Raw genomic sequence first — 14,169 nt, 5'->3', positions numbered from 1 at the left:
TGAGTCCTGGGTCTTCGACGACACCCCTGTGACGGGGTTGCAGCTTGGTGGGTTGGCCACTACCAACCATGGCAGACGGTGGTGCATTGCACACCACCCGAACCAAGGGGTTTTCTAGTGTCGGATGTTAGAAAACACTAAAAATCAGCCATCTACGGCCAGTTTTTGGTGTGCTCTAGCGAACGAGATTCCAGAAGCGCCAAAGGCTGGAGCACCTTTTCGGGTACTCCAGCCTTGAAAAAGCCCTCAATTACTTGAGTTCAGCCTTTGCACCAGCTTCGGTCAGCTTCTTGGCAGCTGCGTCAGCGTCAGCCTTAGGCATAGCTTCCTTCAGAACCTTAGGAGCGCCGTCGACCATGTCCTTGGCTTCCTTCAGACCCAGACCGGTGATTTCACGCACGGCCTTGATCACGCCAACCTTGTTAGCGCCGGCTTCCAGCAGCACCAGGTTGAACTCGGTCTTTTCTTCAGCAGCAGCAGCGCCACCGCCACCACCAGCAGCAGGAGCGGCCATAGCAGCAGCGCTCACGCCAAACTTTTCTTCAATTGCCTTGACCAGGTCGTTCAGTTCCAGAACAGTCATGCTGTCCAGGGAGGTCAAGAATGCGTCTTTATCGAATGCCATTTTGATTTCCTAAATATATCGGTTGGTTTTGCCGCGCTTAAGCTGCAGCGGCTTCGGCGACTTCTGCGCCTTCGCCCTTTTTGGCCGCCAGTGCGCCCAGCACAACGGCCGTACGCGAGATTGGCGACATGAGCAAGCCACACAATTGGGCCAGCAGCACTTCCTTGGAAGGCACGCTTGCCAGTTGCTTAACGCTGTTAGCGTCCAACGCCTTTCCTTCGAATGCACCACCGCGAATCACCAACTTGTCGTTGGTCTTCGCGAAATCGGCCACCACCTTGGCGGCGGCGATTGCATCTTCAGAGAAACCGTAGATCAGCGGGCCGGTCATCTGGTCAGCCACCACTTCAAAGCTGCTACCAGCAACAGCGCGACGAGCCAGGGTGTTCTTCAGAACACTCAGCGTCACGCCTTGCTTGCGTGCTTCCACACGCAGCTTCGTCATGTCAGCGACCGTGATGCCGCGGTATTCCGCGAACACAAGCGTTTGAGCTTTAGCGGCGAGGCTGGTCACTTCATTGATGACCGCTTCTTTCTCACTGCGATTCAGACTCAAGGTCTACTCCTTCAAATGCGCAAATCGGGGCGAGCCCCTCATGCGCGCTCTTGTTGCAGCGACCAACTGTTTTGGAAATTCATCCATCTGCAGCGGGATCGCCATCTGCGTTGGCAAAAAGATTTAAGTGATCCAATCACACCAACGGTCTTGGATGGCCTGGCATGGCGTTTTTCTCAAAACCCCTCGCCAGCCCACCACACCAGACCGGTGCAAGCACCGGTCTGACGATTTTTTTAGCAATTACGCTGCGATGGACTGTGCATCGACGCGCACGCCGATACCCATCGTCGACGACACTGCCACCTTGCGCAGGTACAGACCCTTGCTGGTAGCTGGCTTTGCCTTGTTCAGAGCGTCGATCAGCGCAGCCAGGTTGCCCTGGAGCTTGTCGTTCTCGAACGAACGGCGGCCGATGGTCGAGTGAACGATACCAGCCTTGTCAACGCGGAACTGCACCTGACCTGCCTTGGCGTTCTTCACAGCCGTAGCGACGTCGGGAGTCACGGTGCCCACCTTGGGGTTAGGCATCAGACCGCGTGGGCCCAGGATTTGACCCAGGGTACCAACGATACGCATGGCGTCAGGCGCAGCGATCACGATGTCGAAAGGCATGTCACCAGCCTTGACCATCGCGGCCAGCTCGTCCATACCCACGATATCGGCACCAGCGGCCTTGGCTTCTTCAGCCTTGGCGCCTTGTGCGAACACGGCCACGCGGGTGGTCTTGCCGGTGCCGTTAGGCAGCACGACAGCGCCACGAACCACTTGGTCCGACTTCTTGGCGTCCACGCCCAGCTGGATAGCCACGTCGATGGATTCATCAAACTTGGCCGTAGCGGCGTCCTTCACGAGCGCCACTGCATCAGCGAATGCGTACAGCTTGGTGGTGTCCACCTTGCCTTGCAGGGCTTTTTGCTTCTTGGTCAACTTTGCCATCTTAGAGGCCCTCCACCGTAACGCCCATCGAACGGGCGGAACCAGCCAGCGTGCGCACAGCGGCGTCAACGTCAGCAGCGTTCATGTCCTTCAGCTTGGTCTTGGCGATCTCTTCCAGCTGAGCGCGGGTGATCTTGCCGACCTTGGTGGCCAGAGGGTTCGAAGAACCCTTGTCCAGCTTGATCGCCTTCTTGATCAGCACCGTTGCGGGTGGGGTCTTGATGACGAACGTGAAGCTCTTGTCCGCGAAAGCGGTGATCACCACAGGCAGTGGCAGACCTGGCTCAACACCTTGGGTCTGGGCGTTGAACGCCTTGCAGAATTCCATGATGTTAAGACCACGTTGACCCAGCGCTGGACCAATGGGTGGCGATGGATTGGCTTTACCAGCTGGCACTTGCAGCTTGATGAAGCCGACAATTTTCTTTGCCATTTATAGCTCCTTACGGGTAAAAACGCCCGCACTGCATAGCGCGGGCTCCCCGGGGTTAAGACTCTGTTTAGGCACCGAGTCCGTAAGTGCATGAAAATCAATCAGGTTTTTTCGACCTGCGCAAATTCCAGCTCAACCGGAGTTGAACGGCCAAAGATCATAACAGAAACGCGAAGTCGACTCTTTTCGTAGTTTACTTCTTCGACCGATCCGTTGAAGTCCGTGAACGGACCTTCCTTGACGCGGATGAATTCGCCGACGGTGAATTCGATCTTGTGGCGTGGCTTGTCCGAGCCCTCTTCCATCTGCAGAACTATCTTCTGAACTTCTGCTTCGGAGATCGGCGCCGGACGGTTCTTGGCGCCGCCGACAAAGCCCGTCACCTTGCTGGTGTGCTTGACCAGGTGCCAGGTGTCGTCGTCCATGACCATCTCGACAAACACATAGCCCGGGAACAGGCGGCGCTCGGTGGTCTTTTTCTGACCATTGCGCACTTCCACCACTTCCTCGGTAGGCACCAGAATGCGGCCGAACTTGCTTTGCATGTCCGAGCGGTGAATGCGCTCCAGGATGTTGCGCTCAACGGCCTTCTCCATGCCCGAGTAGGCATGCACGATGTACCAGCGCAGATCAGGATTAGCAGCACTCATAGGCGCCTCAGCGCCTGTGTTGGTTGTTTCGTCCGTGTTCGACATTACTTCCTCCAGCCCAGAACCAGGTCGTACAAGACCCATTCCAGCGTTTTATCAGTCATCCACAAGAACAAAGACATGATGACCACAAACGCAAACACGTAAGCGGTCATCTGCAGCGTCTCTTTACGCGAAGGCCAGACAACCTTCTTGACTTCACGCCAGGAGTCCTTGGCAAAACCAACAAATTGCTTACCTGGTTCAGACACCAGAAAAACGGTGACCGCCGCAATCAGGGCCACAATCAGCACGGCCCACTGGGCAACCGCACCTTGTTTGGCCAACAGGTAAAAGCCGGCGATACCGGCGATGACCAATGCAGCTACAGCGAACAGCTTGAGCTTGTCCGCACCAGAACTAACAGTTTCAACTTGTGTAGCAGCCATGTCGACAATTCAGAGATGGAAAATAGGCATCACTCAAGACGCCGAAGCCCGCCTTGTAATCAGGCGGGCTTGGTTGACCACTTATTCAGTGGCAGGGGCAGTAGGAATCGAACCTACAACCTTCGGTTTTGGAGACCGACGCTCTGCCAATTGAGCTATACCCCTACGAAATCAATACTTACGCAATGATCTTGGCAACCACGCCAGCGCCCACGGTACGGCCGCCTTCGCGGATAGCGAAACGCAGACCTTCTTCCATAGCGATGGGGTTGATCAGCTTGACGGTGATCGACACGTTGTCGCCAGGCATAACCATTTCCTTGTCAGCTGGCAGCTCGATGGCGCCGGTCACGTCCGTGGTACGGAAGTAGAACTGAGGACGGTAGTTGTTGAAGAATGGGGTGTGGCGGCCGCCTTCGTCCTTGCTCAGCACATACACTTCAGCGGTGAAGTGGGTGTGTGGCTTGATCGAGTTAGGCTTGCACAGCACTTGGCCACGCTCCACGTCTTCACGCTTGGTGCCGCGCAGCAGCAGGCCAACGTTGTCACCAGCTTGACCTTGGTCCAGCAGCTTGCGGAACATTTCCACGCCGGTAACGGTGGTCTTGACGGTGTCCTTGATACCGACGATTTCGATTTCTTCGCCGACCTTGATGATACCGCGCTCGATACGGCCGGTCACCACGGTACCACGACCGGAGATGGAGAACACGTCTTCCACGGGCATCAGGAAAGCACCGTCCACAGCGCGCTCTGGCGTTGGGATGTAGGTGTCCAGAGCTTCAGCCAGACGCAGGATTGCGGGCTCACCCTTGTCGGATTGGTCGCCTTCCAGAGCCAGCTTAGCCGAGCCGCGGATGATTGGGGTGTCGTCACCTGGGAAATCGTACTTGTCCAGCAGTTCGCGGACTTCCATTTCCACCAGCTCCAGCAGCTCTTCATCATCAACCATGTCGCACTTGTTCAGGAACACGATGATGTAAGGCACGCCCACCTGGCGAGCCAGCAGGATGTGTTCACGGGTCTGGGGCATGGGGCCGTCAGCAGCCGAGCAAACCAGGATAGCGCCGTCCATCTGAGCAGCGCCGGTGATCATGTTCTTCACATAGTCGGCGTGGCCAGGGCAGTCCACGTGAGCGTAGTGGCGGTTAGCCGTTTCGTACTCAACGTGTGCGGTATTGATGGTAATGCCGCGAGCCTTTTCTTCAGGAGCAGCGTCGATTTCGTCGTACTTCTTGGCTTCGCCGCCGAACTTGGCAGACAGCACGGTTGCGATAGCAGCCGTCAGCGTGGTCTTGCCGTGGTCCACGTGACCAATGGTGCCCACGTTCACGTGCGGCTTGGTGCGCTCGAATTTTCCTTTTGCCATTCTAGACTCCGAAAAAACCTAAACCTAATGGGATATAGCGCAACAAGAACCGTGCGCACTTAAATATGGTGCCCATGGGCAGGATCGAACTGCCGACCTCTCCCTTACCAAGGGAGTGCTCTACCACTGAGCCACATGGGCAATTTTTTCAAATTGCAACAGGATCGCTTTACTGCAGACTGGAGCGGGAGACGGGAATCGAACCCGCGTCATTAGCTTGGAAGGCTAGGGTTCTACCATTGAACTACTCCCGCATCAACCGCGCCATAAGCGCAATTGCTGCAAAGCTTTCTTCTTCAACCATTTCTGGTGGAGGGGACTGGATTCGAACCAGTGTAGGCGTAAGCCAACAGATTTACAGTCTGCCCCCTTTAGCCACTCGGGCACCCCTCCGAAGAAGAACTAGATTGTAGCATCATTTTTGGCTGTTTTTAGAAACTTCCGATTTCTCGCAAATTTCTTCAAGGGACGCAACCCGAACAAACCCGAAAACAATGCTTCACTCTATATAAAAAGCCCCGAGACCTGAATCTCGAGGCTCTTAACTGGTGCGGCTGGCAGGAATCGAACCCACGACCCCTTGGTTCGTAGCCAAGTACTCTATCCAGCTGAGCTACAGCCGCTAAGCTGCGTATTGTAGGCTGTTTTTGGGTGCCTCGAACGAATTGGCCAGGTTTTTTCAAAAAATGATGCCGAAGACCCAGCGTCGACCACAGTAGCTGTGGCGCGCACTCCCCTGTGATGGCAGCATCGCACCGGCCCGCTGACCCGCCAGGGAGCTACGCGCACATGCAGTGCACGTACTCTGCAGACACGGCCGCGCGGCCGGCCAGCAGGGGAGCTGCTACAAGGCGAAGACCCGCTGCCAGCCCACCGCGCTCACACCTGACACCTGACACCTGACACCTGACACCTGACGCCCAACGGACAACAAAAAACCCGCACTGCGTTGGTCAGGCGGGTGGTTGGCGCTCTTGCAGAGCAGGTGTGAGGTGTTGGTGCGGCTGGCGGGGATCGAACCCACGACCCTTGGCTTCGGAGGCCAATACTCTATCCACTGAGCTACAGCCGCACAAGCTGCAGACGCAAGGCGCTGCAGATCAACCCGCTGATTATGGCATGGCTTGGATGCCCTGGCCGCTCAGTTGCCGCACAAGGGCCAGGGCGGCATCATGAGGGCGGCAGACCCCCTGTGCCTCAGCTCCCTGCAGGCAGCTTGCTGGGGCCAAAGCCCAGGCCGGCCAGATAGGCCTCTACGGCTTTCTCCCCCATGCTGCGCAGCGGAAAGTTGCCTTCATTGAGCACCCAGCCGTGGATGAGGCCCACAAACAAGGAATGCAGGCCCAGCGCCGCCTCTTGCGGCGTCATCTGCATCTGCACCTGGTCCTGGAGGGAAGCCTCCTCCAGATCGGCCGCAAATTTGCGTTGCGAGCACGCGAAGCTCTCGACATGGCCTTCGCGCACGCTCTCGAGCTCACCCACGTATTCGAGCTTGAACAGCGCCGTGTCAAACACCTTGCGGCGGCGTTCGTCCCCATCCATACTGTCAAAAACTGCATAGATTGATCGACGAATTCGATCAAGTGGCGCCAGCTCGCCATATTTGTCGTCGCAAATTTCCTCAAAGGGCATGCAGATGCGATCGAGCATCGATGTAAAAACATCGACCTTGTCTTTGAAGTGCCAGTACACCGCCCCGCGCGTCGCACCCGCCCGCTGGGCGATTTCGTTGAGCGAGGCGCGCGCCACGCCCTTCTCGAAGAACACCTGTTCTGCCGCATCCAGCAGCTTGATGCGGGTTTCATCTGCCTCTGCTTTAGTCCGTCGGGCCATCGCTTGTTTTTCCGTTCTTGCAAGCACATGCCCCCTGTTTGTCAACCCAAAGGACATGCGTTATTTATCAAATTTCGACAATTATACATTTGCGCATGTATGTATAATCGCGCAGCAATTTCATGGGAATTGAGGATCATCCGCGTCCGGATGTGAGACAAGCCCTGCAGGGCCCCTGGGGCCTCCATCTTTACCATTTCTCACCTACCGAAGGGACTTTCATGCAGCAGATGTATGAAGCAAACCAATCTACCGGGAACCGCCCAGCCGCTACCAGCCCCCGCCGCAAGACCGGCGTGCTGGCCTTGACGCTGGTCGCCGCCCTGGTCTTGACTGCCTGCGGCAACAAGAAAGACGAACACGCAGCACCGCAAGGGGGCGCGCCCAAGCCTCCCGAGGTGAGCGTGCTGACGGTGAAGCTGGAGAGCATTCCCGTGGTCTCCGATCTGCCCGGCCGCCTGGAGCCCGTGCGTGTGGCCCAGGTCGGTGCCCGCGTCGCAGGTATCCTGCAAAAGCGCCTGTTCACCGAAGGCTCGGATGTGAAGGCCGGCCAGGTGCTGTTCCAGATCGATAATGCGCCCTACCGGGCCAACCTGGAAAGCGCACAGGCGACTCTCGCCCAGGCCCAGGCGACCCTGGCCCAGGCTGCATCCACCGCACGCCGCTACAAGCCATTGGTCGAAGCCAATGCGATCAGCAAGCAGGAATACGACGTGGCCGTGGCCAACGAAAAGGCTGCCCAGGCCCAGGTCGCCGCAGGCAAGGCAGGCGTGACCAATGCCAACATCAACCTGGGCTATGCCTCGGTGACAGCACCGATCTCCGGCCGCATTGGCCGCTCGCTGGTGACCGAGGGCGCTCTGGTCGGCCAAAGCGGCGTGACCGAGCTGGCGGTGATCCAGCAGATCAACCCCCTGTATGTGAACGTGACGCAGTCTTCGTCGGAGATCCTGCGCATGCGCGAGGCGCTCAAGTCCGGCAAGCTGGCCAAGGCCGGTGACAACGCCGCCAAGGTCATCGTCTACACCGACGACGGCAAGCCCTACCCCCACCCCGGCAAGCTGCTGTTCACCGATCTGACGGTGGACCCTGCGACCGGCCAGGTGAGCGTGCGCGCCGAGCTGCCCAACCCCGAGAACCTGCTGCTGCCGGGCATGTATGTGCGCGTGCATATCCAGGAAGCCCAGGTGGAGAACGCCGTGCTGGTTCCGCAGCAGGCGGTGACCCGCAATGAAAAGGGCAACACGGTGATGGTCGTTGCCGCCGATGGTTCGGTCAGCCCGCGGCCCGTGCAGATCAGCCAGTCCAAGGGCACGAACTGGGTGGTGAGCGAAGGCCTCAAGGAAGGTGACCAGGTCATGGTCGATGGCTTCATCAAGCTGGGCATGGGTGCGACACACGTCACGCCGGTGCCATGGAAGAACCCGAGCGACAAGGCGGCATCACCAGCTGCCCCTGCGGCAGGGGCAGCGCCGCAGGCCGCAGCGCCGGCTGCGGACAAGCCCGCCGCTGCGGCCGACGCTGCAGGCAACGCCGCCGCCAGCAAATAAACAGGACACAGCGGAATGTCAAAGTTCTTTATTCACAGACCGATTTTTGCCTGGGTGATCGCGATCTTCGTGGTCCTCGCAGGTATCGTGTCCATTACCCGACTGCCGGTGGCGCAGTTCCCGAGCGTGGCACCGCCCACGATCACGGTGACGGCGACCTACCCTGGCGCAACCGCGCAAACGCTGACCGATTCGGTGCTGCAGCTGATCGAGCGGGAAATCAACGGTGCCGAAGGCCTGATGTACATGTCGTCGTCCGCCTCTGCCACGGGCAGCGGCGAGTTGACCGTGACTTTCGAGCCCGGCACCAACCCCGACCTGGCCCAGGTGGATGTGCAAAACCGGCTGGCACGCGCCACGCCGCGTCTGCCCAGCATCGTGCAATCGCTGGGGGTGCGCGTCGACAAGTCGATGAGCAACTTCCTGATGATTCTGACCTTCCAGTCGGACACCGGAGAGACCTCGCGTGACGAAATCTCCGATTACGTCAACCGCAACGTGGTGCCGGAAATCCAGCGCCTGAACGGCGTGGGCAAGGCCCAGCTGTTTGCGGCGGGCCGCGCGATGCGCGTCTGGGTCGATCCTGCCAAGCTGCAGGGCTACAACATGTCGATCGCGCAGATCAATGCGGCGATTGCCGCGCAGAACCAGCAGATCTCCGGCGGCGCGCTGGGCGATACGCCGAGCCTGCCGGGCACCATGATGAATGCCACCATCGTCGTGCCAGGTCAGCTGTCCACGCCCGAAGAGTTTGGCGAGGTGGTGCTGCGCTCCAACTCGGATGGCTCGACCGTGCGCCTCAAGGACGTGGCCCGGGTGGAACTGGGCTCCGAGAGCTATGCCACCAACTCGCGCCTGGACGGCAAGCCCGCCGTGGCGCTGGCGGTGCAGCTGACCTCGACCGCGAACGCGATGGCGACCGCCAAGGAGGTCTACAGCAAGATGGACCAGCTCGAACCCTTCCTGCCTGCGGGCGTGAAGTGGGCCGCGCCTTATGACACCTCGAAGTTCGTCAAGATCTCGATCGAAAAAGTGCTGCACACCTTGCTCGAAGCCATCGTGCTGGTGTTCATCGTGATGCTGATCTTCCTGCAGAACATCCGCTACACCCTGATCCCGACCATCGTCGTGCCCATTGCGCTGCTCGGGGCCTTTGCAGTGATGTACAGCGTGGGGCTGACGATCAACATTCTGTCGATGTTCGCGATGGTGCTGGTGATCGGTATCGTCGTGGACGATGCGATCGTGGTGGTGGAGAACGTCGAGCGGATCATGTCCGAAGAGGGCTTATCGCCCAAGGAAGCCACGATCAAGGCCATGGGCCAGATCCAGGGCGCCGTGGTCGGTATCACCGTGATTCTGGTGACCGTGTTCATCCCGCTGGCGATGTTCTCGGGCGCGACCGGCAACATCTACCGCCAGTTCTCACTGGTGATGGCGATCTCGATCTTCTTCTCGGGCTTCTTCGCGCTGACGTTGACGCCAGCGCTGTGCGCCACGATGCTCAAGCCCATCCCCAAGGGCCATGCGCATGACAAGAAGACCGGCCTGCTGGGCCCCTTCTACAACTGGTTCAACCGCATGTTCGGCAAGGCCACCAAGGGCTACCAGAAGACCTTGGTCGGCGTCGTCAAGCGCACATTCATGGCCTTCCTGGTCTACGCAGCGGTGATTGTCGGTGTGGTGTTTGGCTTCAAGGCGCTGCCAACGGCTTTCCTGCCGGTGGAAGACCAGGGCTATGTGATCTCCTTGGTGCAACTGCCCCCGGGTGCCACCCAGGAGCGCACCAGCGAAACCATGAAGCACCTCGAAGACTTTGCGCTGGCGCAGCCTGAGACGGCCAACATCGTGAGCATTCTGGGCTTCAGCTTTGCCGGTCAGGCACAGAACATGGGTCTGGCCTTCACCGTGTTCAAGGACTGGTCCGAGCGCACAAAGCCGGGCTCGGATGCCTCGTCGTTCGCCGGCCGCGCCATGGGCGCCATGATGAGCCTGCGTGACGGCTTCATCTACACCCTGGTGCCTCCGTCGATCTCCGAGCTGGGCAACAGCGATGGCTTTACCTTCCGTCTGCAGGACCGGGGCAACCACGGCCATGCCGAACTGCTCAAGGCCCGCAATGACCTGATCGCCAAGGCCAGCAAGAGCCCGATTCTGACCGGCATGCGCTTTGACGGTGTGGATGACGCGCCGCAATGGCAGGTCGATATCAACCGCAATGCGGTGTATGCGCAGAAGGTCAGCATGGGCGACATTGCCACGACCTTGTCGACGGCACTGGGCTCGAGCAACTCGACCGACTTCCCGAACAACGGCTACATGCAGCGCGTCACCATCCAGGCCGACGCGGCCACCCGCATGCAGCCCGAGGATGTGCTGAAGCTGACGGTGCCCAACGCAGACGGCAAGCTGGTCGAGCTGTCCACCTTGGTGACCGCCAAGTGGATCACCGGCCCGATGCAGATGTCGCGCTACAACGGCTATCCGTCGATGAGCATCACCGGCCAGGCCAAGCCCGGCTACACCACCGGTGACGCGATGGCAGAGATGGAGAAGCTATCAGCCGAGCTGCCACAAGGCTTTGGCTACGAGTGGACCGGCCAGTCGCTGGACGAAAAGAAAGCCGGCTCGTCGGCGATGATCCTGTACGCGTTCTCGATCCTGGCGGTGTTCCTCTGCCTGGCAGCGCTGTACGAGAGCTGGAGCATTCCGCTGGCCGTGCTGCTGGTGGTGCCGCTGGGTGTGTTGGGCGCGGTGGCCGGTATGCACCTGCGCGGCATGCCCAATGACATCTACTTCCAGGTGGCGCTGATCACCGTGATCGGCTTGTCCGCGAAGAACGCCATCTTGATTGTGGAGTTCGCCAAGGACCTGCACGACCAGGGCATGAGTGCGCTGGATGCGGCGCTCGAAGCCGGACACCTGCGTTTCCGCCCGATCCTGATGACCTCGCTGGCCTTCATCCTGGGTGTGGTGCCGCTGTACATTGCCTCGGGCGCCAGCGCCGTGAGTCAGCACGAGATCGGCACCGGCGTGTTCTGGGGCATGATCATCGGCACCTTCCTGGCCGTGTTCCTGGTGCCGGTGTTCTTTGTCGAGGTCTTCCGCCTGTTCGGCCGCAAGGGCGAGCAGGACAAGGGACCGCAAGGCAGCCCGCCCGCGCCGCATTCGCCTGACCGCGGACACGACGCTGTTCTGTCTGCCAATGTGGGGAAAGGAACCCACCATGAATAAGAAACTGATACCAACCGTCCTGGCTGCGGCCCTGCTGGCCTCGGGTTGCTCGCTGATTCCGTCGCTGGACAGGCCCGCCACCCCGGTGGCTGCGCAGTACCCGGTGGCCACCGAGCAGGCGCAGCAAGCCGCTGCCGATATTCCCTGGCAGAACTTCTTCACCGATACGCGCCTGCAGCAGCTGATCCAGACCGCGCTGGACAACAACCGTGACCTGCGCGTGGCGGTGCTCAACATCGCCCAGGCCCGTGCGCTGTACCAGATCCAGGACGCCCAGCGCTTTCCGGAAGTGGGCGTGTCCGGCTCGGCCACGCGCCAGCGCAGCCAGATCACCGGCGGCTATGCCAATGCCTTCAGCGTGGGCGTCGGTATCCAGAGCTGGGAGATTGACTTCTTTGGCCGCATCAGCAGCCTCAAGGAGCAGGCGCTGGCCCAGTACCTGGCCACCGAAGAAGGCCGCAAGTCTGCCCAGATCAGCCTGGTGGCGGCAGTCGCCAATGCCTGGCTGACCCTGCAGGCCGACGAGGAGCTGATCGACATCTCGCGCCGTACCCTGGAGACGCGGGAGGAGTCGATCAAGCTGTCCAAGCTGCGCCTGGATGCCGGTGTGGCTTCGGAGCTGGACTACCGCCAGGCCCAGTCGCTGACGGAAAACGCCAAGGCCACCTTGGCCCAGCAACTGCGCCAGCGCGCGCTGGATGTCAACGCCCTGACCTTGCTGCTGGGCCAGACGCCGCCTGCCGAGCTGTTGACCAGCCTGCAGGGCAAGCGTCTGAGCGATCTGCCGGTGATGGCCGATGTCCCCGCAGGCCTGCCGTCGGACCTGATGCTGCGCCGCCCGGACCTGCGCCAGGCCGAGCAGACCATGATCGCCGCCAACGCCAACATCGGCGCGGCGCGTGCGCTGTTCTACCCGGCCATCTCGTTGACCGCCAGCGCCGGCTTTGCCAGCTCCGAGCTGTCCGACCTGTTCGACTCCAAGTCCAAGGGTTTCACGATTGCGCCTTCGCTGTACCTGCCGATCTTCAATGCCGGCCGCAACCAGGCCAACCTGGAAGTGGCCGAAGTGCAGACCAAGATCGCTGCAGCGCAGTATGAAAAGGCCATCCAGACCGCGTTCCGCGAGGTATCGGATGCCCTGGTCAGCCGCCAGACCCTGGCCGACCAGCTGCAATCGCAGCAGGCCCAGGTCGAGGCCGAGTCGGCACGCCTGAAGCTGTCGGACCTGCGCTACAAGAACGGCGTGGCCAGTTACCTGGACCTGCTCGATGCGCAGCGTTCGCTGTTCACGCTGGAGCAGGCCGTGGTGCAGGTGCGCCTGACCCAGCTGCAGAACCAGGTCGGTCTGTACAAGGCCCTGGGCGGCGGCTGGACCGAGCCCGCGCCGGGCGACACTGTCGCTCAGGCGGCGCCCACTGCTGGCAAACCATAGGTTCCTGCCCGCGACTGCGGCCCCACAATGGCTTGCCAGCCCCCTGGCAAGCCATTTTTTTATGCGCCGGCACCCCAGGTGTGGCAGTTTGCCTGCAGGTAGTAGCCCGGAGGCCCAGCCAAAAAACCCGTCGATATAATGATTTTGGCCTCTGCACGATGAACAACAAGCCCCCAGAGAATTTGAGGAAGCCATGAGCGACATCCAGCAAGAAGAAGCACATACAGGCCCCGTCAAATCACCCAAGCAATTTTTGTGGACGGTGATCTTTGCTTTTGTGATTCCGGTCTTCGCCATCATTGGCCTCGTGACCTATGTGACCTCGGCCAACAAATCCGGCCCCGGCGCCGCCGATAACGCAGGCTCCATCGAAAGCCGGCTGCAGAAAGTGGGCTCGGTCGAAATACGCGATGCCAACCGCCCCCTCAAATCCGGCCAGGAGGTCTACCAGGCCCAATGCGCTGCCTGCCATGCCACCGGCGCTGCCGGTGCCCCCAAGTTTGAAGATGCCGCTGCCTGGGCGCCGCGCATCAAGACCGGCCTCGAAGCGCTGGTGCATTCGGCCATTGCCGGCAAGGGCGCGATGGCCCCGCAAGGCGGTGGTGACTTCGAAGACACCGAAATCGCCCGTGGCGTGGTGTACATGGCCAATGCCGCAGGCGCCAAGTTCGATGAGCCCCAGCGCCCTGCCGCTGCCAGCGCCGATGCAGGCAGTGCTGCCCCAGTTGCCCCGGTTGCTGCAGCGCCCGCCGCTGCTGCCCCTGCAACTGCTACGGCCGCCGCTGCAGCGGCCCCTGCCGAGCCAGCAGCGGCTGCAGCCGCAGCACCGGCAGCCGCCCCTACCGCCAATGCAGCCGTCAATGGCAAGGCGCTGTATGACAAGGCCTGCTTTGTCTGCCATGCCGCTGGTGTGGCGGGCGCGCCCAAGTTTGGTGACAAGGCCGCCTGGGCGCCTTACATCGCCCAAGGCATCGACAGCATGGTGAAGATCGCCATCAGCGGCAAGGGCGCCATGCCCCCGCGCGGCGGCTCCAGCGCATCGGATGAAGAGATCCATGCCGCCGTGCAGTACATGGTGGAGCATGCGCAGTAAGCGGGCAGCCCACCGCGCACCTTAAAC

Annotated in this window: 12 protein-coding genes and 6 tRNA genes; 4 read left to right on the top strand and 14 right to left on the bottom strand. The window is 60.4% G+C overall.

The features are described 5' to 3' along the window. Nucleotides 1-250: 250 nt before the first annotated feature. The 14 genes from rplL to MJ205_RS21765 form a co-directional block, all read right to left on the bottom strand. Nucleotides 251-625 (bottom strand): 50S ribosomal protein L7/L12, encoded by a 375-nt coding sequence (rplL, locus tag MJ205_RS21830; protein WP_230773212.1) that lies wholly within the window; start codon nt 623-625, stop codon nt 251-253. A 37-nt stretch (nt 626-662) separates the two neighbouring features. After that, a complete protein-coding gene (gene rplJ / locus MJ205_RS21825) occupies nt 663-1,181 on the bottom strand; it encodes a 50S ribosomal protein L10 (RefSeq protein ID WP_230773211.1) in 519 nt (172 codons plus the stop codon). Nucleotides 1,182-1,424: 243 nt separating this feature from the next. Continuing rightward, entirely contained in the window at nt 1,425-2,120 is a 696-nt protein-coding gene (rplA, locus tag MJ205_RS21820) for a 50S ribosomal protein L1 (protein WP_239810339.1), read from the bottom strand. A 1-nt stretch (nt 2,121) separates the two neighbouring features. Continuing rightward, nucleotides 2,122-2,553 (bottom strand): 50S ribosomal protein L11, encoded by a 432-nt coding sequence (gene rplK, locus MJ205_RS21815; protein WP_021025389.1) that lies wholly within the window; start codon nt 2,551-2,553, stop codon nt 2,122-2,124. A gap of 101 nt (nt 2,554-2,654) precedes the next feature. Continuing rightward, entirely contained in the window at nt 2,655-3,248 is a 594-nt protein-coding gene (nusG, locus tag MJ205_RS21810) for a transcription termination/antitermination protein NusG (protein WP_021025390.1), read from the bottom strand. Then, nucleotides 3,248-3,631, bottom strand: a complete 384-nt coding sequence (gene secE, locus MJ205_RS21805; RefSeq protein ID WP_239810338.1) for a preprotein translocase subunit SecE — start codon at nt 3,629-3,631, stop codon at nt 3,248-3,250. The genes nusG and secE overlap by 1 nt, the downstream gene beginning before the upstream one ends. 89 nt (nt 3,632-3,720) lie before the next feature. After that, nucleotides 3,721-3,796: transfer RNA gene (locus tag MJ205_RS21800), tRNA-Trp, on the bottom strand. Nucleotides 3,797-3,809: 13 nt separating this feature from the next. Beyond that, nucleotides 3,810-5,000, bottom strand: a complete 1,191-nt coding sequence (gene tuf / locus MJ205_RS21795) for an elongation factor Tu (RefSeq protein WP_116926819.1) — start codon at nt 4,998-5,000, stop codon at nt 3,810-3,812. Between the two features lie 66 nt (nt 5,001-5,066). Beyond that, nucleotides 5,067-5,141: transfer RNA gene (locus MJ205_RS21790), tRNA-Thr, on the bottom strand. Nucleotides 5,142-5,180: 39 nt separating this feature from the next. Next, nucleotides 5,181-5,254, bottom strand: a tRNA-Gly gene (locus MJ205_RS21785). 53 nt (nt 5,255-5,307) lie between these two features. After that, a tRNA-Tyr gene (locus tag MJ205_RS21780) sits at nt 5,308-5,393 on the bottom strand. A gap of 153 nt (nt 5,394-5,546) precedes the next feature. Further along, a tRNA-Arg gene (locus MJ205_RS21775) sits at nt 5,547-5,623 on the bottom strand. Between the two features lie 373 nt (nt 5,624-5,996). Then, nucleotides 5,997-6,072: transfer RNA gene (locus MJ205_RS21770), tRNA-Arg, on the bottom strand. Between the two features lie 125 nt (nt 6,073-6,197). Continuing rightward, the gene (locus MJ205_RS21765) at nt 6,198-6,833 is read right to left on the bottom strand and encodes a TetR family transcriptional regulator (protein WP_239812825.1); all 636 of its coding nucleotides are present in this window, start codon (nt 6,831-6,833) and stop codon (nt 6,198-6,200) included. Between the two features lie 230 nt (nt 6,834-7,063). Between MJ205_RS21765 and MJ205_RS21760 the strand changes: the two genes are divergently transcribed. The 4 genes from MJ205_RS21760 (at nt 7,064) to MJ205_RS21745 (ending at nt 14,142) form a co-directional block, all read left to right on the top strand. After that, entirely contained in the window at nt 7,064-8,383 is a 1,320-nt protein-coding gene (locus MJ205_RS21760; RefSeq protein ID WP_239812824.1) for an efflux RND transporter periplasmic adaptor subunit, read from the top strand. A gap of 15 nt (nt 8,384-8,398) precedes the next feature. After that, entirely contained in the window at nt 8,399-11,617 is a 3,219-nt protein-coding gene (locus tag MJ205_RS21755; RefSeq protein WP_239810337.1) for an efflux RND transporter permease subunit, read from the top strand. Next, nucleotides 11,610-13,049: an efflux transporter outer membrane subunit gene (locus MJ205_RS21750; protein WP_239810336.1), complete on the top strand. Its 1,440-nt coding sequence runs from the start codon at nt 11,610-11,612 to the stop codon at nt 13,047-13,049. The genes MJ205_RS21755 and MJ205_RS21750 overlap by 8 nt, the downstream gene beginning before the upstream one ends. Before the next feature lie 193 nt (nt 13,050-13,242). Then, nucleotides 13,243-14,142: a c-type cytochrome gene (locus MJ205_RS21745; RefSeq protein WP_239810335.1), complete on the top strand. Its 900-nt coding sequence runs from the start codon at nt 13,243-13,245 to the stop codon at nt 14,140-14,142. Nucleotides 14,143-14,169: the final 27 nt, after the last annotated feature.

The organism is Comamonas sp. B21-038, assembly GCF_022387135.1.
GTDB lineage: Bacteria > Pseudomonadota > Gammaproteobacteria > Burkholderiales > Burkholderiaceae_C > Comamonas > Comamonas sediminis.
This window is presented reverse-complemented; position numbering and strand designations above follow the sequence as displayed.